The sequence below is a fragment of the Sphingomonas sp. IC-56 genome, assembly GCF_021043375.1.
GTDB lineage: Bacteria > Pseudomonadota > Alphaproteobacteria > Sphingomonadales > Sphingomonadaceae > Sphingomonas.
Map to the genome: position 1 here is coordinate 225078 of NZ_JAJNDV010000004.1, position 20411 is coordinate 245488.

General features: G+C 66.1%; 26 protein-coding genes and 1 other RNA gene. 14 read left to right on the forward strand and 13 right to left on the reverse strand.

Annotated elements, in window-relative coordinates; genetic code table 11:
• Positions 1-4: 4 nt before the first annotated feature.
• The 4 genes from mtaB to LQ953_RS07745 are packed head-to-tail and all read left to right on the forward strand — an operon-like array spanning position 5 to position 3851.
• Positions 5-1279, forward strand: coding sequence for a tRNA (N(6)-L-threonylcarbamoyladenosine(37)-C(2))-methylthiotransferase MtaB (gene mtaB / locus LQ953_RS07730; protein WP_231030140.1), 1275 nt, complete (start codon positions 5-7; stop codon positions 1277-1279).
• Entirely contained in the window at positions 1276-2214 is a 939-nt protein-coding gene (gene ftsY, locus LQ953_RS07735) for a signal recognition particle-docking protein FtsY (RefSeq protein WP_231030141.1), read from the forward strand. Before mtaB ends, ftsY begins: the two co-directional genes overlap by 4 nt.
• Positions 2207-2824 (forward strand): septation protein IspZ, encoded by a 618-nt coding sequence (ispZ, locus tag LQ953_RS07740; RefSeq protein ID WP_330999394.1) that lies wholly within the window; start codon positions 2207-2209, stop codon positions 2822-2824. The genes ftsY and ispZ overlap by 8 nt, the downstream gene beginning before the upstream one ends.
• A gap of 7 nt (positions 2825-2831) precedes the next feature.
• Positions 2832-3851 (forward strand): glycoside hydrolase family 43 protein, encoded by a 1020-nt coding sequence (locus tag LQ953_RS07745; protein ID WP_231030142.1) that lies wholly within the window; start codon positions 2832-2834, stop codon positions 3849-3851.
• Between the two features lie 90 nt (positions 3852-3941).
• On the opposite strand, the gene LQ953_RS07750 is transcribed toward LQ953_RS07745, so the two are convergent.
• Both LQ953_RS07750 and pspF read right to left on the reverse strand, forming a co-directional pair.
• Positions 3942-4556 (reverse strand): superoxide dismutase, encoded by a 615-nt coding sequence (locus LQ953_RS07750; RefSeq protein WP_231030143.1) that lies wholly within the window; start codon positions 4554-4556, stop codon positions 3942-3944.
• Between the two features lie 126 nt (positions 4557-4682).
• The gene (gene pspF / locus LQ953_RS07755) at positions 4683-5708 is read right to left on the reverse strand and encodes a phage shock protein operon transcriptional activator (protein WP_231030144.1); all 1026 of its coding nucleotides are present in this window, start codon (positions 5706-5708) and stop codon (positions 4683-4685) included.
• Positions 5709-6095: 387 nt separating this feature from the next.
• Here pspF and pspA point away from each other — a divergent pair, with 387 nt between their 5' ends.
• The 10 genes from pspA (at position 6096) to LQ953_RS07800 (ending at position 9539) form a co-directional block, all read left to right on the forward strand.
• Positions 6096-6764: a phage shock protein PspA gene (gene pspA, locus LQ953_RS07760; protein ID WP_231030145.1), complete on the forward strand. Its 669-nt coding sequence runs from the start codon at positions 6096-6098 to the stop codon at positions 6762-6764.
• A 6-nt stretch (positions 6765-6770) separates the two neighbouring features.
• Positions 6771-7040: an envelope stress response membrane protein PspB gene (gene pspB, locus LQ953_RS07765; RefSeq protein WP_231030234.1), complete on the forward strand. Its 270-nt coding sequence runs from the start codon at positions 6771-6773 to the stop codon at positions 7038-7040.
• 1 nt (position 7041) lies between these two features.
• Positions 7042-7416, forward strand: coding sequence for an envelope stress response membrane protein PspC (gene pspC / locus LQ953_RS07770; RefSeq protein ID WP_231030146.1), 375 nt, complete (start codon positions 7042-7044; stop codon positions 7414-7416).
• 35 nt (positions 7417-7451) lie between these two features.
• Positions 7452-7742, forward strand: coding sequence for a hypothetical protein (locus LQ953_RS07775; protein WP_231030147.1), 291 nt, complete (start codon positions 7452-7454; stop codon positions 7740-7742).
• A gap of 32 nt (positions 7743-7774) precedes the next feature.
• Positions 7775-8083, forward strand: coding sequence for a hypothetical protein (locus LQ953_RS07780; protein WP_231030235.1), 309 nt, complete (start codon positions 7775-7777; stop codon positions 8081-8083).
• 13 nt (positions 8084-8096) lie between these two features.
• On the forward strand, positions 8097-8363 hold the full coding sequence (locus LQ953_RS07785) for a hypothetical protein (RefSeq protein WP_231030148.1): 267 nt from the start codon (positions 8097-8099) through the stop codon (positions 8361-8363).
• A 12-nt stretch (positions 8364-8375) separates the two neighbouring features.
• Positions 8376-8501: a hypothetical protein gene (locus tag LQ953_RS16195; protein WP_269141357.1), complete on the forward strand. Its 126-nt coding sequence runs from the start codon at positions 8376-8378 to the stop codon at positions 8499-8501.
• 29 nt (positions 8502-8530) lie between these two features.
• Positions 8531-8806: a hypothetical protein gene (locus LQ953_RS07790; protein ID WP_231030149.1), complete on the forward strand. Its 276-nt coding sequence runs from the start codon at positions 8531-8533 to the stop codon at positions 8804-8806.
• Between the two features lie 75 nt (positions 8807-8881).
• The gene (locus LQ953_RS07795; protein WP_231030236.1) at positions 8882-9070 is read left to right on the forward strand and encodes a hypothetical protein; all 189 of its coding nucleotides are present in this window, start codon (positions 8882-8884) and stop codon (positions 9068-9070) included.
• A 61-nt stretch (positions 9071-9131) separates the two neighbouring features.
• Positions 9132-9539: a SufE family protein gene (locus tag LQ953_RS07800; protein WP_231030150.1), complete on the forward strand. Its 408-nt coding sequence runs from the start codon at positions 9132-9134 to the stop codon at positions 9537-9539.
• Between the two features lie 97 nt (positions 9540-9636).
• On the opposite strand, the gene LQ953_RS07805 is transcribed toward LQ953_RS07800, so the two are convergent.
• From LQ953_RS07805 to LQ953_RS07860, 11 genes are all read right to left on the reverse strand, one after another.
• On the reverse strand, positions 9637-9936 hold the full coding sequence (locus tag LQ953_RS07805; protein WP_231030151.1) for a (2Fe-2S) ferredoxin domain-containing protein: 300 nt from the start codon (positions 9934-9936) through the stop codon (positions 9637-9639).
• On the reverse strand, positions 9933-10469 hold the full coding sequence (locus tag LQ953_RS07810; RefSeq protein ID WP_231030152.1) for a J domain-containing protein: 537 nt from the start codon (positions 10467-10469) through the stop codon (positions 9933-9935). The genes LQ953_RS07805 and LQ953_RS07810 overlap by 4 nt, the downstream gene beginning before the upstream one ends.
• A gap of 67 nt (positions 10470-10536) precedes the next feature.
• Positions 10537-10911, reverse strand: an RNA gene (gene rnpB, locus LQ953_RS07815) — RNase P RNA component class A.
• A 66-nt stretch (positions 10912-10977) separates the two neighbouring features.
• Positions 10978-11325, reverse strand: a complete 348-nt coding sequence (locus tag LQ953_RS07820; RefSeq protein WP_231030153.1) for a hypothetical protein — start codon at positions 11323-11325, stop codon at positions 10978-10980.
• 105 nt (positions 11326-11430) lie between these two features.
• Entirely contained in the window at positions 11431-12132 is a 702-nt protein-coding gene (locus tag LQ953_RS07825) for an N-acetylmuramoyl-L-alanine amidase (RefSeq protein ID WP_231030154.1), read from the reverse strand.
• 44 nt (positions 12133-12176) lie between these two features.
• On the reverse strand, positions 12177-13001 hold the full coding sequence (locus LQ953_RS07830) for a CheR family methyltransferase (RefSeq protein ID WP_231030155.1): 825 nt from the start codon (positions 12999-13001) through the stop codon (positions 12177-12179).
• Between the two features lie 41 nt (positions 13002-13042).
• Complete coding sequence (locus LQ953_RS07835) at positions 13043-14056, reverse strand: chemotaxis protein CheB (RefSeq protein WP_330999399.1); 1014 nt, start codon at positions 14054-14056, stop codon at positions 13043-13045.
• An 84-nt stretch (positions 14057-14140) separates the two neighbouring features.
• Positions 14141-14506 (reverse strand): response regulator, encoded by a 366-nt coding sequence (locus LQ953_RS07840; protein ID WP_231030156.1) that lies wholly within the window; start codon positions 14504-14506, stop codon positions 14141-14143.
• Positions 14507-14588: 82 nt separating this feature from the next.
• A complete protein-coding gene (locus LQ953_RS07845) occupies positions 14589-15014 on the reverse strand; it encodes a chemotaxis protein CheW (protein WP_231030157.1) in 426 nt (141 codons plus the stop codon).
• Positions 15014-17341 carry a chemotaxis protein CheA gene (locus tag LQ953_RS07850; RefSeq protein WP_231030158.1) on the reverse strand — a complete coding sequence of 776 codons (2328 nt, stop codon included), beginning with the start codon at positions 17339-17341 and terminating at the stop codon, positions 15014-15016. The genes LQ953_RS07845 and LQ953_RS07850 overlap by 1 nt, the downstream gene beginning before the upstream one ends.
• A 64-nt stretch (positions 17342-17405) precedes the next feature.
• Positions 17406-20288, reverse strand: coding sequence for a PAS domain S-box protein (locus LQ953_RS07860; RefSeq protein ID WP_330999395.1), 2883 nt, complete (start codon positions 20286-20288; stop codon positions 17406-17408).
• Positions 20289-20411 lie beyond the last annotated feature (123 nt).

Genomic DNA, 20411 nt, shown 5'->3' on the forward strand with positions numbered 1-20411 from the left:
GCCGATGCCAACCGCCTCCCCTCACGTGGTCAACATGGGCTGCCGCCTCAACCTCGCGGAGGGCGAGAGCATCCGCGCACTGCTGGGTGAGCGCGACACGGTGGTCGTCAACAGCTGCGCCGTCACCAATGAAGCGGTGAAGCAGACCCGCCAGGCAATCCGCCGCGCCCGCCGCGAGCGGCCCGACGCCGAACTAGTCGTCACCGGCTGCGCGGCACAAATTGATCCCGCCAGCTTCAGCGCCATGCCGGAAGTCGACCGCGTGATCGGCAATGTCGAAAAGCTCGATCCCCAGGCCTGGGCGGCCACCGCGCCCGTGCTGGTCCAGGACATCATGGCCGTGCGCGCAACCGCGCCGCACCTCGCTGCCAGCTTCTCCACCCACGCCCGCGCGTTTGTGGAAGTCCAGAATGGCTGCGACCATCGCTGCACCTTCTGCGCCATCCCGCAAGGCCGCGGCAACAGCCGCTCGGTGCCTGCCGGCGCTGTGATCGACCGCATCGCCGCGCTGGCCGAGAAGCATGCCGAAATCGTTCTCACCGGCGTGGACCTCACCAGCTACGGCCCCGACCTCCCCGGCGCACCGACGCTCGGCCAGCTCGTGGAGCGCATCCTGCGCCACGTGCCAACCTTGCAGCGGCTTCGTCTCTCCTCCCTCGACGGTGTCGAGATTGACGACCGCCTCTTTGCGCTGCTCACGCAGGAGCCGCGGGTGATGCCGCACGTCCACCTGTCGCTTCAGGCGGGCGACGACCTGGTCCTCAAGCGCATGAAGCGGCGTCACCTGCGCGCCGACAGCGTAGCGTTGATCCAGCGCCTAAAGGCGGCGCGTCCGGAGATCGCGGTCGGCGCGGATCTGATCGCGGGCTTTCCCACCGAAGACGGAGCGATGTTCGCCAACACCCTCGCCCTGCTCGACGATTGTGACATCGTCCATGCGCACATCTTCCCCTACTCCCCGCGCGCCGGCACCCCCGCCGCACGCATGCCAGCAGTCGCACCACCAGTAGTGAAGGCCCGCGCTGCACGCCTGCGCGCCCGCGCCGCCGAACGCCGCGACACCTGGCTGCGCAGCCTGATCGGCACCACGCAGGCCGTGCTGGTCGAACGTCCAGGCGAGCGCGGCCATGCCGGCAATTTCGCCGAGGTCCGCCTGCCCGAAAGCCCGGTCGGCTCGATCCAGCAGGTGACGATCCTCGACGCTACCGATACAGGGCTGATCGCCAGCCTTTCCGGCGCCGCCCGCGCCCAAGAACCGATGACAGAGATCCACGCATGAGCACCAATCCTTCCTGGCACGACCGTCTGCTCGGGGGCTTTCGCAAGACGTCCGACCGGCTGCTCGGCAATCTCGCAGGCCTCAGCCTCGCGCGTCTCGACGAAGCCACGCTGGACGAGATCGAGGAAGCGCTGATCGCCTCCGATCTTGGGCCGGAGACCGCCGCCCGCGTCCGCACGCGCCTGGCCGAGGGGCAGTTCGAGCGCAACATGGAGGAACTGGGCATCCGCCTGGTGGTGGCCGAGGAAGTCGAGAAGGTCCTCGCCAAAGTTGCCAAGCCGCTCGAGATCGAAGCCTTTCCGCGCCCGCAGGTCATTCTGGTGATCGGCGTCAACGGATCGGGCAAGACCACCACCATCGCCAAGCTGGCGAACCTGTTCCTGGAACAGGATTACAGCGTCATGGTCGCGGCCGGCGACACCTTCCGCGCTGCCGCGATCGGCCAGCTGCGCACCTGGGCCGAACGAATCGGCGTGCCGATCGTATCGGGCGCAGAGGGCGGCGACGCGGCGGGCATCGTGTTCGAGGCTGTCAAGCAGGCGACCGACCGCGGCACCGACATTCTGATCGTCGACACCGCCGGGCGCCTTCAGAACAAGCGCGAGCTGATGGACGAGCTCGCCAAGATCCGCCGCGTGCTCGGGCGGATCAATCCGGCCTCCCCGCATGACGTGGTGCTCGTCCTCGACGCGACCACCGGGCAGAACGCGCTGAACCAGATCCAGGTCTTCAAGGAAGTGGCCGGCGTAACCGGGCTCGTCATGACCAAGCTCGACGGCACTGCCCGCGGCGGTGTGCTGGTTGCGGCGGCGGAGAAATACGGCCTGCCGATCCATGCCATCGGCGTCGGGGAGAAGGTCGACGACCTGCGCCCGTTCAACCCCAATGAAGTCGCGCGCATCATCGCCGGCGTCGAGGAACTTACCCGTGGCTGAGCCCAAGACGCCGCTCTCGCCGGGTATGCGGATGCTGATCGACTTCGGCCCGCTCGCCGTCTTCTTCGCGGTCAACAGCTATGCGCCCGGATTGCAGATCCAGCGCGTCATCACCGCGACTGCTGCCTTCATGGTTGCCATGGTCGCGGCGATGCTGCTTTCCTGGTGGAAGGCCAAGCACGTGTCGCCAATGTTGTGGATCACGGCGCTGCTGGTGCTGCCGTTCGGCGCGCTGACGATCTATTTCCACGACCAGACCTTTATCCAGATCAAGCCGACCATCGTCTACACTATGTTCGCGGTGATCCTTGGCTATGGCGTGATCGCGCGGAAGCCGCTGCTCCAGATGCTGCTGGAGACTGCCTATCCCGGGCTGTCGGCCAAGGGCTGGCGGCTGCTGACGATCAACTGGGCGGGCTTCTTCGTCGCGATGGCGGTTCTCAACGAAGTCATGCGCGCGGTTCTCACCTGGGACCAGTGGGTGACGTTCAAGACCTGGGCAGTGATCCCGCTGACGCTGGTCTTCGCGATGATCAACATCCCCACGCTGCTGCGCCACGGCCTTCAGCTCGAAAAGCCCGAGGACACGCCGCTCCCGCCAGAGGGTTAATAGGAGCATGCCAGTGGCACGACCCCGCAAGTCGATGATGATGGTCGCGGCGCTCCTCGCCGTCGCGCCGCTGCTCACCGCGAGTGACGCGCCGAAGCGCTTCACCAACCCGCTCCTGGATTCGGGCGCCGACCCGTGGATCGTTCGGGACGGTTCCACCTATTACTACATGCACACCCTGGGTGACCGACTGGCGATCCGGGCCACGCACGACCTTACCCGGCTGGCCCAAGCAGAAGAAGTGGTGGTCTGGCGGCCAGCGCCGACCGGACCGAACGCCCGCTCGATCTGGGCGCCCGAGCTGCACCGCATCGATGGCAAATGGTATCTCTACTACACCGCCGCCGACGCGCAGCATGACGACGACGCGCATCGTGGTATCTTTGTGCTGGAGAATGCGAGCGCGGACCCCAGGCAGGGGCAGTGGATCGACCGCGGCCAATTGAAGACCCAACATACCGGCATCGACGGCACCACCTTCGCGCACGGCGGCAAGCGCTACTTCGTCTATTCGCCCTATGTCGGCAGCGACAGTGTGCTTGCGATCGTCGCCATGGCAAACCCGTGGACGCTGAAAGGGCCAGAGACGATCATCGCCCGGCCCGACCAGCCTTGGGAGCGCCAGGGCGGCCGCCAGATTCTGGAAGGACCCGAATTCCTGCAAGGGCCCAAGGGTGACCTGTTCCTCAGCTATTCAGGCAGCGCCTGCTGGTCGGACGACTACGCCATCGGCCTGCTGCACGCGCCGGCGGGAAGCGACCCGATGGATGCCAGCGCCTGGACCAAGTCACCTAGGCCGGTAATCGCCAAGGCGCCCACTGCGAGCGTCCATGCCCCTGGTCATAACGGCTTCTTTACCTCGCCCTCTGGCGAGCACTGGATCGTGTATCACGCGAATCCTGGTCCCGACATGAAGTGCACGCCCAAGCGCTCGCCGCGGATGCAGCGCGTGACCTTCAGCAAGGATGGCCGCCCAGTGTTCGCGGCACCCACCGGCCCGGACACCCCCCTGGCGGCGCCGCGCTGAGAGAGAAAAAGAAACGGCCGAGGCATCACGCCCCGGCCGCTCCGGATCTGTTCTCCAGGCCGCTTGCGGAGACCTGGAAGGTGTCCGGGTTCAGCCCTTGGCGGCTGCGTAGCGCTCGGCCACCACGTCCCAGTTCACCACGTTCCACCAGGCCTTCAGATAGCCCGGACGATCGTTGCGGTAGGTGACGTAATAGGCGTGCTCCCACACGTCATTACCCAGGATCGGGGTGCCCTTGACTGGCGCCACGTCCATCAGCGGGTTGTCCTGGTTCGGCGTGGAGGTAATCTCCAGTTTGCCCGACCCGTTCACGATCAGCCACGCCCAGCCCGAGCCGAACTGATTGGCGCCCGCCGTGTTGAACTGCTCCTTCAGGGCATCGAACGAGCCGAACTTGGCATCGATCGCCTGGGCCAGCTCGCCCGTCGGCGCACCGCCGCCGTTCGGGCCCATCGTCTTCCAGAAGAAGTCGTGGTTCCAGAAGCCGCCGCCATTGTTGCGCAGCTTGGCCGGGGCGCTCGACATCTGGCCCAGCAGGTCCTCGATCGACTTGCCTTCCAGCGAAGGATCTTCGGTCACTGCCTCGTTCAGCTTGGCGGTATAGGCTGCGTGGTGCTTGTCGTGGTGGAGCGTCATCGTCTCCTTGTCGATGGTCGGCTCCAGCGCGTCATAGGCATAGGGAAGCGGCGGCAGTTCGAAAGCCATCGGAAATCTCCTTATCAGGGTTCACGCGAGCAACGCGATGGAGCGCATATGGCTCCCTCGGCTTCGTTTCGCCAGCGTATCTGAAAGCATTTTCGGCGTGGCGTTGCCGCGCGTGGACGATCAGCCCTACCCGCCAGCGCCGAGCAGCTCATGCCGCTTCAACGCGTGGCGAAGCTGGTCATAAGTGAGCCCCAGTGCTTCCGCCGTCGAACGCTGGTTGAAGCGATGCTCGGCCAGCGCACGGGTAAGCAATTGCCGCTCGAACGCAGCAACCCGCGTCTTGAAGTCGCCGCCAGGTTCGACCGGCATCGGCGGCTCGGGCGCCTCAGGCACCGCGCTGGCAGGCACCGGCGGTGCGGCAGCCGCCGCCGACCGTGGCCGGTAGGGAGAGGCGAACGGATCAAGCTCGATGGCGTCGATCGGCCCTTCCCGCTCCCAGCGATACACCGCCCGCTCCACCACGTTGCGCAGCTCACGGACATTGCCCGGCCACTCATAGTGGAGCAGCGTGTCGAGCGCGTTCGCGCCCCAGCCGGGCCAGTCTCCCCTGCCGATCTCAGCCGCCATCCGCCGGCCGTAGAAGTCGGCAAGCACTTCCACATCGCCACGCCGCGCGCGCAGCGGCGGCAAGGTCACGACCTCGAAGCTCAACCGGTCGAGCAAGTCGGCGCGAAACGTGCCCTTTTCCACACGCTCGGGCAGATGCTCGTTGGTGGCAGCCACGATCCGCACATCCACCCGGATCGGCCGCGACGCGCCGATGCGAGTGACTTCGCCATATTCCACTGCGCGCAACAGTCGCTCCTGCGCGCCCATCGATAACGTGCCGAGTTCGTCCAGGAACAGCGTGCCGCCATCGGCTTCTTCGAACCGACCCGTCCGCGCCTTGGTGGCGCCGGTGAAGGCGCCCGCCTCATGGCCGAACAGTTCGGCCTCGATCAGTGTCTCAGGGAGCGCCGCGCAGTTCATCACCACCAAAGGCTGGTCCCAACGCGGCGACAGGCGATGCAGCCGCTCGGCCACCAATTCCTTGCCGGTGCCGCGCTCGCCGATGACCAGCACCGGGCGGTCCAACGCAGCGGCGCGGCTGGCGCGCTCCAAGGCGTCCAGAAAGGCGCCAGACTGGCCGATGACTTGCGTGGTGCGCTCCATGGCGAAACTTTGGGGTAAATCCCCAATCCTTGGCAACTGCAAAGTTACACCTGGAGCTCCGCAGGTGCAAAAAGCCCGGTTTTCCGCCGCTTTCGCGAATTGGCACGCTTCCTGCTGATGTACTGGCAAGCCCGGACAACGGGCGAACCAAACAACCAAGGTTCAGGGAACGAGACAATGACCTACCAAGCCACCAACGCTCGCAACGCCTTCTTCGCAGTCACCATCTCCCTCGTCGCCAGCGTCGTGCTGATGGCCGGGGCAGTCGGACCCGCGATCGCCTGAGGCACCAAGTTTCCGCTCGCCAATGCCCCGGCGAGCGGACCCCCGCCGGGAGGGTCAACCCCAAAGATCCTCCCGGCGGCTTCCAACATGAAGGAGTATGACATGGGTATCTTTTCGCGAACCCGAGACATCATCGCCGCCAACGTCACCGACCTTCTCGACAAGGCCGAGGACCCGGCCAAGATGATCCGCATGATCATCCTCGAGATGGAGGAAACGCTGGTCGAGGTTCGCGCCTCCGCAGCCCGCACCATCGCGGACCAGAAGGAAATGCGCCGCCACATCGCCAAGCTCGAAAAGCTTCAGGAAAGCTGGACCGAGAAAGCCGAGCTGGCACTGAGCAAGGGCCGCGAGGACCTGGCCAAGGCAGCCCTGGTCGAGCGTCAGAAGGCCAAGGACATGTGCGAGCAGCTGAGTGCCGAAATCGCCGTGCTCGACGATGCGCTCAAGGCGTCCGAAGAGGACATCAACAAGCTGCAGAACAAGCTGCGCGAAGCCCGCACCCGCCAGAACTCGATCACGGCCCGGCTGGAAAGCGCCAACAACCGCTTCCGCCTGCGTGAGATGACCAACGGCGCCAAGATGCAGGATGCCTTCTCGCGCTTCGACGTGCTGGAACGCCGGGTCGACATGGCCGAGGGCCGCGCCGACGCCATGGGTTTCGGCGGCCAGCCCAAGACGCTGGAGGAAGAGATCGCCGAGCTCCGTTCGTCGGAAAAGGTCGATGCCGAGCTCGAAGCGCTCAAGGCGCGGCTGAGCAAGGGAGCCTAAGCGATGTTGGACGAAGTGCTCTTGCCGATCGTCGTCGTGGGGATGCTCTTCATCGGGCTCCCCTGGGTGATCATGCACTACATCACGAAGTGGAAGCAGTCGGCTACGATCACCGGCGAGGATGAGAAGCTGCTCGACGAACTCTTCTACACCGCCAAGCAGCTCGAGGAGCGCCTGCTCACCGTCGAACGCATTATCGCCGCCGACAACCCCGATTTCCGGGCGCTGTCCGCCCACCGCGAACCGAGCCACTACGATCATTCGAGGAGGAACTAAGATGTCCGCTCGCACCAAATTCTATCTCGACAAGCAGAACAGCAAGTGGCTGGGCGTGTGCTCGGGCCTGGCGGAATATACCGGCATCGATGCCATCTGGCTCCGCGTCGGCTTCGTGATGCTCAGCTTCGCGATCTTCCCGATGAACATCGTGGCGTACCTGCTGATCGCCTGGATGGCGCCGAACAAGCCGGCCGGGCTTTACCAGGGACCTGAGGAAGCCAAGTTCTGGCAGGGCGTGCGCTCGAACCCGAGCCGCTCCACAGCCGAGGTTCGGTCCAAGTTCCGCGACATCGACCGTCGCCTAGCTGACATCGAAATGTTCTACACCAGCCGCAACACGCGCCTGGCGGACGAGATCGACAGCCTGCGCTGAGCCAATCGCGGGGCGTCGTAACAGGGAGGAAAATCATGAGCTGGAGTGGACCAGGCTTCGTCATCGCCATCATCGCGATCTCGACCTTGGGCGTGGTGCTCAACAACTGGATCCGTGCCCGCCACGGCTACCCGGTTGAGAGCGATTGGAACGGGGTCAGCCACAAGGGCGACCCCAATGCCGAGCGGAAGATCGAACTGCTCTCGAGCGAGAACGAGCGCCTCACCGGCCAGATCTCGCGCCTTGAGGACCGCATCGCAGTGCTCGAACGCATCGCCACCGATCCGGCCGAGCGCACCGCCCGCGAAATCGACGCACTGCGCTAAGGAGAAGAACCATGGAAAGTGCCGACAAGCTGATGTTCGTCCAGGGCATCTTCCCACTGATCGCGATCATCGTCTCCGTTGCGGTCGCGGGTTGGGTGGTCACCACCTGGCTCAGGATCAAGAACGGCTATCCGCTCGATGGCGCCTGGGGACAGGCGATCTATCCAAAGAACAATGACGAGGCGGTGGAGCGCATCCGGCTGCTCAGCCAGGAGAACGCCCAGCTTCGCGCCGAACTCGGCTCGGTCAAGGATCGCCTTGCCAATGTTGAACGCATCGTCACCGACAGCGCCGTGAGCCTCGACCGCGAGATCGAGCAGCTCCGCGGCAAGTCCAACTGAGAGGAAGCGTAGCATGATCAGCCCCATTCTCATTCCGATCCTCGGCATCAGCTGCGGACTGCTCGCCATCTTCGGCGGCGTGTTCCTCCGCCCCTGGTTCAAGCTCAAGGAGCGCCAGATGGAGCTGGAGTCGCAGATGGTCGCGGAAAAGGCGGCGCAATATGCCGCCCAGACCGAACGGCTTGAACAGCGGGTCCGGGTTCTCGAACGCATCGTCACCGACCGCGGCATTGCCGTCGCGGATGAAATCGAACGGCTGCGCGACGCGCCGCTCAACTAAAGGACCACATCAATGATGATCGTAGTATTCGCAGTGCTGACGGCACTGTGCGGGGGAGCTATTGTCCTCGCCGAAAGTCGGGATCGCCCGGTCCGCCGCGCGCTTCGCCTGGCGGAAGAACAGAAAGCCGCCGGCTAAGGCCGGACGTCGAAACAGGGAGTGAAGTAATGGACCCGTTCTCCATGGTTGTCGCGATCGTGATCGTCGTCACCATCGGCAACGTCATCAAGGCGCGGCACGGGATCCACAAGGACCGCCACGGCAACGAAGTCTTCCGCGCGCCCGATCCGGCCGCGGCTGCCGAGGCGGCCAAGCTCCGCGACGAGGTCCGCGCATTGAAGGACCGGGTACAGGTGCTCGAACGCGTAGTGACCGACAATGAAACTGGCAGCATCCGGCTCGAACGCGAGATCGAGGCGCTGCGTACCAAGAACAACGTCTGACCAGGGAGGTATGACGTGACCTACGACCCCGAACTCTACATCACTTGCGCGGTATCGGGCCTTGCCGGCCTCGCCATGGTCACCGCCGCCGGGCTCTCGGGCTGGCGCGGCTGGCTGACGCTGAAGCAGCAGGAACTCGGCCGCGCCCAGCCCGCGCTCGATGCAACGCCCGCCCAGCCCTCCGCCGCATCGCGCATCGAAATGGCGGATCTGAAGGAACGGATCCGCAAGCTCGAAGCCATCGCCGCCGGCGTCGACCTTTAAGCCACACCATCCCCTGCACAGGGGGATGACGGCATGAAGCATCGCCCGCTATAGCGCCGGCATGACCAGCCTAGCCGATCTCCAGGACGAATATGAATTCCTCGACGCAGACGACCGCTATCGCCTGCTGATCGACCTGGGCCGGGCGCTGGAGCCCATGCCCGATCCGCTCAAGACTGATGCCACGCTCGTGCGCGGCTGCTCGGCATCGGTCTGGGTGTACCCAACCCGCCGCGACGACGGGACGCTACACTTCCTGGCGGATTCGAACGCCGCGATCACCAAGGGCATCATCGCTCTGGTGCTGCTGGCGGTACAGGATAAGGCGCCCGCTGAGATCCTCGCCACGGACATGGATGCCGCGCTCGCCCCATTCGACCTGCGCAACCAGCTAAGCTCGAACCGGACCCAGGGCATCCCCAACATGATCGCGCTGATCCGCGAAACCGCGGGCCGCTATGCGGACTAATTTTCGTCCGTCACCCCGGCCTTGAGCCGGGGTCCCGCTTCTTCTGCGCCTGGAGGCCGGAGTAATGAAGGGGGATAACTCCGGCCCAGGCAAGCACCTAGCCCGAAAGCCCCAGATCACGCGCGACGTCGCCAAGGTCCGCACCCTCCGGCACCAACAGCCATTCGCGGCTCTGCGCGCCATTCACCACCGTCACGGCGCCACGCGGACAGATGCCCAGGCATTTCACCTCGACGATGCCCGCTTCGGCCTTGCGGCCCTTTTTCAGGCGCAGATGCTTGCGCAGCGCCTTGCCCAGCGGCGTCTTGCCCTCCGGCCCGAACCCGCCATCCAGCTTCTTCGAGCATTTGGCGCACACCAGGATCGCGTCCGACCAGTTCGACCGAACCGTCTTCAATCCGGCTTCCAGGTCCGACGCTCCTCGGCGGCCTTCAGAACTTCATACGCCGCCTGAATCGCTTGGAAGCGCTTGGCCGCTTCGGCGTCATTCGGCTTCACATCGGGATGGTTGGACTTGGCCAGCCGCCGCCAGGCGATCTTCACTGCGTCGAAGTCAGCATCCGCCTCCAGGTCGAGCACCTCAAGCGCACGCATCTCGTCGCGCGAACGGCTGCCGTCACCTGGCCCCGCCCAGCCATTGTGCCGCGATTCGGTATAGCCGCTCGCATCCCGCCGCTCATCGGCTTCCCGGCGCGCCGCTTCTTCGGCGTCGAGGCCCTCGAAGTAATTCCAGTTGCGGTTGTACTCCGCGGCATGCGTTTCGCAGAAATACCAGCGCTCGGGATTGTTGGGCGATTTGGGCGCGGGCCGGTCGCCGGGAGATTCGCACCCGTGCCGGTCGCACAGGCGGACCGTCACGGCCTCGCGCTCGGCACCATATGGTCGCCACCGCGGAAAGCCCCAGTCGCTGGATCGGGTATGTCTTGCCATAGATTTGAGGCAGATAGGAGCGCGAGCCGTGAAAGGCTAGGCGCCACGTCCCCTGCGGGAAGGGAAAGGTGCCAGAGGGTCTATAAGCCGGGTTTTGTCCACCCCCGAAAGGGCTGTGCGACCATTCCTCTAGGCGACGGATTACTCCGCCGCTCAAGCAACCAACCCGGACGACGCGCCGGAACAAGGCGCATGTGCCGTCCCTATTCGGTCTTGCTCCCGGTGGGGTTTACCATGCCGCTTCCGTTACCGGTCGCGCGGTGCGCTCTTGCCGCACCCTTTCACCCTTACCCTTACCGTTGCCGGCAGTGGGCGGTCTGCTCTCTGTGGCACTTTCCCTGGGGTCACCCCCGCCGGGCATTACCCGGCACCGTTGTTCCGTGGAGCCCGGACTTTCCTCGGCAACACCTTGCGGTGTCAACGCGGCCGCCCAACCCTCTGACCGGAGCGCTGATAACGCCAAGCGCGCAGGATGGAAGCCTTATCCGCATAGCGGAGAAAGAAGACGTCAGGCGCCTGCGTCAGGTTCCGGCAAACGCTCGGGCTTTGCCGCCTCGTCACCGTGCGGCTCCTCCGCCTCTGCCACTGCAACCCCCCAAGCCTGGACCTCGACCAAGGTCTGTACCGACAGCGGGCCGGTCGCGAGCGTGGTCCGGCGGTGATCGGAGCTGACCTGCACCACCGCGTCCGCGCCGTTCACCCGCGCGGTCCGATGCAGCGCGGCAGTGGCTTCGGCAACGGTTGGCGCGTTCACCGACGCGACGATCTGATCCGACTCCCCCTTGATGACGCCGCTCAGGCGCACGCGAACGGGACCAAGCGCTACGGGCCGCCGCAGTCCTCCATTGTCGAGCATATCAGTCTCCGATCCCTCTGGTGCGGGAGCGTGACAGCGAGAAAACGGACAACCAATGTCAGAAGATGATGAAGCTGCGCGAAACCCTCTTTCTCGCGCGAAGCTTCAGTCGTCGCCCTGCGGCTTGGGCAACAACAGCGCCAGCAACAGGCACCGGCACTCCATGTCGATCTCGCCGTCGATCATCTCCGGCCGGAACCGGCGCTGGAATGCCGTTACTGCGGCCGTCGCATCGCTCACATCGTAGCCGAACCGCTCCAGCGCCAGCATGAAGCCAGCATCGGGCCAGCCCGGATCGACCAGGTTCCGGGTGGGACGCGGCAGTGCCAGCCGCAATCGCGCCAGCGCATGCCAGTTGAACAGCTCGCCCGGATCCTGCTTGCGCGCCGGGGCAATGTCGGAATGACCGACCACGTTGCCGCGGGTGATGCTGTGGCGCTCCTTGATGTCGGCCACCAGCGGGATCAGCGAACTCATCTGCGCCTGGGTGAACGGGCGATAGCCGAACTGATGGCCCGGATTGACGATCTCGATCCCGACCGAGGCCGAGTTCACGTCCTTGATCCCGCGCCAGTGCGACCGCCCGGCGTGCCAAGCGCGCTGTTCCTCCGCGACCATGCGCAGGATCGTGCCGTCCTCCTCGACCAGATAATGCGCCGACACCTTGGCCTCGGGATCACGCAGCCGGGCGATCGCCGCCTCGCCGCTCTCCATGCCGGTATAGTGCAGCACGATCATCGTGATCGGCAACGCGCGCGCGTCGAAGTTCGGCGAAGGCGCGTCGATGAAGGAAAGCCCGTTCTGCATGGCGCGGACGTTAAGGCCGCCAGACGGCTGGCGGCAAGCGCCGATCAGTGCGTGCCGGTGGCCAGTGGCGGCGCATCGGGCTGCGCCGCCGCATAGAAGCCGCGAAACGCCGGGCTGGGGCTGAAATGCTCAGTCAGGTCGATCACCGTCTCGCCTGCACCTAGCACCAGCAGCGCGCCCGGCCGCACCGCGCTCGACAGGATGTCGAACACCTGCCGACGCACTGCGGTCGAGAAGTACAGCATGACATTGCGGCACAGGATCATGTCGAACCGCCCAGGCGGCGCGCAGTCGGCCGTCAGGTTGTGCTGCCGGAACTGGATGCGCCGGACGAGTTCGGGCTTCGCGACCCAGTCGCCGCCGGTGCTGTCGAACCATTGCATCATCCGGCGGACCGGCAGACCGCGCTGGATCTCAAACTGGGAATACCGCCCGGCCCGCGCTCGGCTGAGCGCCGCGGGCGAAATGTCGGTGGCGACGATCTCGGGCGCCAGTGCGCCGTCCATCATCCCTTTCTCCGCAAGCAGCATCGCCAGGCTCAACGGCTCCTGCCCGGTCGAACAGCCCGCCGACCAGATACGCAGTCTGCGATCCGGGTTCGCCGCCTGCAACGCTCGCGCCGCCTCAGCCACCATGTCAAGCACCGCGGCATCGCGAAAAAAGCTGGTTTCCTGATTGAGCAGCGCATCGACCACCTGGTCGCCGAGCTCGCCGGTGCGCGAGGCAATCAACTGCGCGACCAGTTCGTCGAGCGTCTTCAGCCCACGCGTGCGCAGCAACGGCTTGAGCGCGGTCTCGATCCGCCAGGCGCGATTGGCGGCGATCTGCTGGCCCGCACGCTGCTCCAGCAGCGCCGCAATCATGTTCATGGCACTGGATGAGCCACTGGCAGAAGGCGTCAGCGAAACCTTCACGCGGGGCGTCCTCCCCGGGCGATCAGCTGGCCGATTTCGTCGGGCGGCAACACTGCGGTCGCATATCCGCCCTTGGCCACGGCACCGGGCATGCCCCAGACCACTGAGGTTTCCCGATCCTGCACGAAGACGCGTCCGCCGCGCTCGAACAGCATCTTCGCGCCTTCCGAACCGTCGCGCCCCATGCCGCTCAGGACGACGCCCAGCGCACGCGCGCCGAACACCTCGGCGATCGTTTCGAACATCGGGTCGACCGACGGCATGCAGCCGCTACGAGACCTTTCCTCGGTCAGGCGGATGGCCACGCCGTCCGTCATGCGCGCCACGCGCATATGCGCGTCCCCAGGAGCGATGATGATCCGACCCGGGCGAAGCCGCATCCGGTCGGTTGCGACGTCGCAGGGGCGTCCGCCAAGCACTGCCAGCTGCGCGGCGAAATAGCCCATGAACGAGATCGGCAGATGCTGGGTCACCAGGATCGGCACGCGGAAATCCTGTGGGATGCCACGCAGCAAATGGCCAAGCGCGTGAATGCCGCCCGTCGAAGCACCAATCGCCACCACGTCGAAGTCGCCCGGCGTGGCCACTGGCCCCGGACTCTTCGTGAGACTCACGGGGATTTCTGCCGGAGAGTCCAGCAGCCGCGCCAGCCGTTCGCACAGCACGTCGGAAAAACGGCCGCCAAACGCCCCGATGCCTGGCTTCACCAGCGTATCGGCAGCGCCAAGCGCCAGCGCCTGCACCGAGGCGGCGGCGCCTTCGTCGGCGGAGGACGATACGATCAGCACTTTGGCGCCACGCCCCGCCTGGATCACATCGGGCAAGGCAGTCAGCCCGTCGATACCGGGCATGTCGATGTCGAGCAAAATGAGGTCGACGCGGTTCGCCTGCAGATAGTCGAGCGCCGCGGGTACACCGCTCAGCGCGGCTGCAACCTCGAAACGGCCGCTCGTCGCAACCATCCGGCCCAGCACCGAGCGCGCCACTAGCGAGTCATCGATGATGAGGATCTGCGCGGGCCTGGTGGCGCCGCGCACATCTGGAAGCACCGCTCTGGGCTGGCTGTACGCCACGTCAGCTTCCCGCCGTCAGGATCAGGCGACGCCGACGATCTGCAGCTTGCTTTCCAGCGTCTCGCGGTCGAACGGCTTCATCACATATTCGTCGGCGCCAGCTTCGATCGCGGCGCGGATATAGGCCATGCCGTTCTCGGTGGTGCAGAACACGACCTTGGGCCGCTGGGGAATGTCGGAGTCCTTCAGCGCACGCAGGAAGTCCATGCCGCTCATCACCGGCATGTTCCAGTCGAGCAGGATCACGTCGGGTGCCGTTTCCAGGCACGCGTCCAGCGCCTCGCGGCCGTCACCGGCCTCGCGCACCTGAAAGTTCAGCGTTTCAAGGATGTGCCGCGCGACCTTGCGGATAACCTTGGAGTCGTCAACGACGAGACAAGTCTTCATGCTGTTCCCTGTTCCCGGTTTCCGGTGTCTTATTATTCATAGTGGCTACGAAGCGATAAGGCGGGGTTAAGCCGCAAAAACTTCAGTGCGCGGTGGATTGCCCTGGCACCAGCGCGGCCAGGTCGATCGCCAGGATCGGCTCGCCGTCACGCTCGACGATGCCCCGCCCCGCCGCGCGCCACGCCTTGTCCAGAGTCACACCGCCCCCCAGCGGACGCAACTCGAACGGTGCGACATCGTCCAGCTGGTCGACCAACAGCGCGTAGTGGTGCCCGTCCACTTGCGTGATCACTGCGCGGGTGGCCGCCGACTGGCCTTCTTGCCCCAGTGCCGACTGGGTATCGACCACCGTCACCACGCGGCTACGCAGCGCCGCCAGTCCGCGCACATGGCGCGACGCGCGCGGCACCGCCGTCACTTCGCCAATATCGACCACGGACTCCACCTGGTCGGAATCGATCGCCACGGTGCGTCCGGCGACATGGGCGATCAGATACAGGTTCGACATCAGCGCAGCCCTCCGCCCGCCATGCGAGCCTCCAGCGCGCAAAGCAGCCCTGCGCGGTCATAGCGATAGACGCTGTCATCCCCGACGCCCGCGGCCGATCGGCGCCGGCGCAGCCGCACCAGCGGCCCCTCGGCCACCTCGCGCGGCACATCGCCTTCGGCGGCCAGCACCACGGCAGGCACATCGCCCGGGTTCAGGCTGGTCACTACGCGATAGCCGGCGGTTTCCAGCAACGGCCGCACGAACGATCGCATCCACCCGTCGCTGTCGCCGGCGATCAGGCAGAGCGGCGCCCCGCTCGCGTCGCCGGCACGGTCGGCATGCTCGTCAAACACCCACAGGATATCGAGCAACTCGATCTGCTCGCCATCGATCAGCGCGACCCCGGCAATCGGCCCCGGCTCGCGCGCGGGCACCAGTTCCTCGGGCAGCAGGATGATGTCGATGGCCTCGTCGATCGCGTAGCTTACTTCGTTGTCGCCATCCTTCAGGCGCAGCACGCTCAGCTTGTCGCGGCCTTGAATCGATCCCTGTGCCGCCAGCGGCAGGATACGCCCATCGATCGTGACTCGGAACCGGCCTGCGGCGAAGCGCACTGCCGAACCTTCGACCTGCTCGACGCGGTCGACCGCCTCCAGCGGCACCGCGCGCCGTACCCCGTCCAGGTCGCAGAACAGCAAGGCCGGCGTCCCCACCGGCTCCTGCGCGGGCGCCTCCTCGTCGAACGCCTCGCTTGCATCGCGGCTGAAATCGAGCGCCGCGACCTGTGCCATGCCGGCGCAGTCCAGCATCAGCATCGGTAGCCCGCTGTCGGGCAGCGTCTGCCCGGCATAAAGCCCGGTCGACATGACCGCGGGCGAAGCCGGCTTTACCACCAGCTCCTCATTGTCCAGCACCGTGTCGACCGCCAGCGCATAGCTGCCGTCGCTCACGCTCACGATCGCCAGCATCCCGCTTGCGACGCCCTCCTCGGAGCGTTCCACGCCCAGCAACGTGGACAGGTCGATCACCGGCATCCGCCGGTCGCGCACGGTGGCGACACGGGTGCCGCCCAGCGTGTCGATGCGGATCGCGTCGCTGCGTTCGGTCACGATTTCCTCGATCGCCTGGCGGGAGATCGCGAAACGCTGGCTGCCCACGCCCACCACAATCGCCGAAATGATCGACAGCGTCAGCGGCACGTGGATGGCGATGCGCAGCCCCTTGCCGGGCACGCTGTCCAGCTCGATCCGCCCGCCGATCTGCTCGATCGCCGCGCGCACCACGTCCATGCCGACGCCGCGCCCTGAAACTTCGCTGACCTCATCCTTGCTCGACAGCCCGGGCTCAAAGATCAGGCCAAGCTTGGCGCGGTCGGAAAGGCGGCGCAGCTGCTGCTCGTCGCGCCCGCTCGCCACAAGCTTGGCGATCAGCTTCTCGGTATCGATGCCGCGCCCGTCATCGGCGATCTCGATGATGATCTGGTTGCCCGACTGGCGCGCGGCGACACTCAGCCGGCCATTCTCGCGCTTCCCAGCCGCGCGGCGCTTGTTCGGAGCCTCGATGCCATGGTCGATCGAATTGCGGATGATGTGCACCAGCGGATCGCGCATGACTTCGATCATCTCGCGATCAAGCTCGACGTCCGATCCGTCGACATGCAGCGTCACCGACTTGCCCAGCCCCGCCGCCGTGTCGCGCACCATGCGCGGCAATGCGGAGAACAGCGCGTCGATCTTCTGCATGCGGGTGCGCGTCACCGTGTCGCGCATTTCGCCCACCGTCATCGACAGCCGCTCCAGCGCCGCCTCGATCGCCGGATCGATGTCGCCCTGGCGCAGCCGCCGTGCGAGTTCGTTGCGCGCCAGCACCATGTCGGACATGCCCGACATCATCCGGTCGAGCAGATCGACGTTCAGCCGGACGCTGCGCGCCGCCGCCCGCGGGGCGGCCGGCCCGCTCGCCTGCGCCACTTCCTGCGTGCCCTCCGCAAGCGCCGCGATCAGCAATTCATCCCCGCTCGCGTCCAGGCTCGCCCCCGATTCGATCGCCTCGACCAGCTCGCCAATGCGGTCCACCACCGCCAGCACGGAGTTCACCAGTGCCCGATCGGGCACCCGCTCGCCGACGCGCACCTGCGCCAGCACATCCTCTGCGGCATGGCTCAGCCGCCCCAGCCGCGGCAGGTCCAGAAAGCCGCAGCTTCCCTTCACCGTGTGTACGAAGCGGAAAATCGCATCGAGCCGAGCGCTGTCCTCGGGATGCGCCTCCCACGCGACGATCTCGCCCGACAACGCTTCCAGCGTTTCGCGCGTTTCGGCAATGAATTCCTGAAGCAGATCGTCCATGGGGCCCCGCAAATATGCGCCCGTGTCATGGGCGTTGGAGGGTTAATTCCACGTTAGCCGGGCTTCAGCCCACCTGCCCGTAGCCGCCGCGCTCATACCGCTCGGCAATCATGCCGGTCGCGCGCTCGGTCGCGGTGCGGGTATCGTTAGCCAGCTTCTTCACTTCGCTCGCCACCACGGCAAAACCGCGCCCGGCCTCCCCAGCCCGCGCCGCCTCGATGGTCGCGTTCAGCGCCAGCAGGTTGGTCTGCGCGGCGATGCTGCCGATCGTGGTCACGATCGTCTCCAGCTCTGCCATCGTCCCCTGCAACGCCTCGCGCCGCCCTTCCAGCTCTTGCTGGAGCTGCTCGCTCTCGGCCAGCCGGCTCTGGAGTTCCTCTTCCAGCTCCACCTGCGCGGTCACGTCGCTGGCGATCTTGACGATCTTGCACGGCCGTCCCTCGGCATCCAGGATCGGGCTGTAGGTCGCACGGATCCACACGTCGCGCCCGTCCGCGCCGATGCGGCGGAAGCGGCCGCTCTCGATCTCCCCGCGCGCCAGCCGCTGCCAGAACGCGCGATACCCATCGGACGAAACCACCTCTGGCGGGCACAAGATGGCGTGCTGCGCCCCGACAAGGTCTGCCCTTCGATAGCCGACCGCCGCCAGGAACTGATCGTTCACGGCCAGGATGCGCCCGAAAAGATCGAACTCCACCACCGCCTGGCTGCGGCCGATGGCATGCACCTGCCCCTGCGCCTCAGCGCCGCGCTCGGTCGCCTCGGTGATGTCCATCGCGAACTCGACAATCCGGACCGGCCTGCCGTCCGGATCCAGGATCGGATTGTAGGTCGCCTGCAACCACACATCACGCCCATCCCTGGACCGGCGTTTGTACACGCCGGCGTCGAACGCCCCCGTGCCCAGCTTCTCCCAGAAGCGCTGGTACCGCTCGGATGCCGCATCCTCGGGCGCGCAGAACAGCCGGTGGTGCCGCCCCACCACTTCGTCCAGCCGATACCCCATCGCGTCCAGGAAGTTCGCATTGGCGTGCAGCACCGTACCGTTCAGCGCGAACTCGATCACTGCCTGGCTGCGGTCCATCGCCACCGTCCGCGCCTCGAAATCGGCCTCGCGCAGCTTGGCCGCGGTCACGTCGGTGGCGAACTTCACCACCTTGAGCGGCCGCCCCTCGGGGTCGAGCACCGGCGTATAGGTCGCCTGCAACCACACGTCGCCGCCATCCCTGGTGCGCCGCTTGTACACGCCAGCGTCATGCGCTCCGCTCGACAGCTTGCGCCAGAACTCGGCATAGCCCGCGCTCTCTGCCTCCAGGGGCCCACAGAACAGCCGGTGATGCTGCCCCAGCACTTCGTCGCGGGTGAAGCCCATGATGGCCAGGAAATTGGCGTTGGCCTCCAGCACGGTGCCGTCCAGCGCGAACTCGATGGTCGCCTGGCTGCCGTCGACGGCGGTGGAGATCGCCTTCAGCTCGGCCGTGCGCATCCGGTCGGCGGTGACGTCGGTCGCCAACTGGGTGATGCGCACCGGCCGCCCGTCGGGGTCCAGCACGGGGCTATAGCTGGCCTGCAACCACAATTCGCGCCCGTCGCGCCCGATCCGCTTGTACACCCCGCTTGCGGGAAGCCCCTGGCGCAGCGTTGCCCACAGCGCACGAGGCGCATCCCCGCCGCGCTCCTCGGCGGCGCAGAACATCGCCTCGTGCCGCCCGACCACATCCTCGCGCGCATAGCGCGTCAGGGTCAGGAAATTGTCATTGGCGTTCAGCACCACGCCGTCCAGGTCGAACTCGACCACGGCCTGGCTCCGGTTGAGCGCAGCCAGCGTCGCATTCGCCTCCGCCTCGGCATGCTTCACCGCCGTCACGTCGGTGGCGATCTTCAGGATGCGCTCCAGCCGCCCGCTCGGCGCGAACACCGGATTATAGGTCGCGTTCAGCCACACGATCGTGCCGTCCGCCGTGACCCGGCGATAGGTGCCCGCTTCGACTCCGCCCTCGATCAGCCGGGCGCAGAACGCCGCATAGGAACCGCTCTCGGCTTCGTCGGCGCTACAGAAGATGCTGTGGTCCTGCCCGAAGAGCGTTTCGGCTGTATGCCCCAGGGTCTCCAGAAAGCGGTCATTCGCCCACAAAACCCTGCCTTCCAGATCCAGCTCGGCGGCCAGGCTGGAGCGGACCACTGCGGCCCATGCCGAATCCGACGTGCTGCGATGCCGCTGCTCGCGCCGCATGCGCGCGCGGGCCGCCCATATGGCGATGCTCAGGATCGCCAGCGCCGCCAGCGTGGCTGACAGGGCCATGCCCGGCGCCTGGATCGCCAGCCCCGGCGTCCCGATCTCGGCGGATGGCACGACGCTGCTCGCCGCCACGCCGGTGAAGTGCAGCAACAGGATGGCGGCTGTAAGCAGCGCCGCAGCCCCAACGGCCGACCGAGTGCTTCTGCGCGTCAAGGTCAGGCTCAGCGCAGGGATCACCGGCGCGATCGCAAACGCAACCGACGCCAGCACGTAAGCGGGCGAAAACGCCAGCCACCCCTGGAACTGCACCGCCTTCATGCCCGTATAGTGCATCGCGGCGATGCCGATGCCGATCATCGCCGCGCCCAGCGGCAGCGCCCAGCGTGCGCGCCGTTCGACCGCGACGTGGATACCCGCGGTGACCATCACGATCGACACGGCCAGCGACAGCAGCGTCAGCACCACCTGGTACCCGGTTGCGATGCCCGGATCGAAGCCCAGCATCGCTACGAAGTGCGTAGCCCAGATCCCCGTGCCCGTCGCCGCACCGGCTGCCAGTGTCGCAATGCGCCGGTCGCGTCCGGCCAACTGGGGCAGCTGGCGCAACAGCCACACCGCCGTCGCCGTCGACGCGATGCAGATCAGCCCGGCGAGAAGCACCAGGCGCAAATCATGCTGATCGCGCAAACAGGAATAGATCGCGAGCACGCAGAGTCCTTCAAAATGGACCCGCAGGCTAGCCGGACAGGGTTAACGCGCCGTCACCCAAAGGCTCGGGACCGTCCGCATGTCGCGTTCGATATGACGTACAAATGCTTCCCCGATGATGGG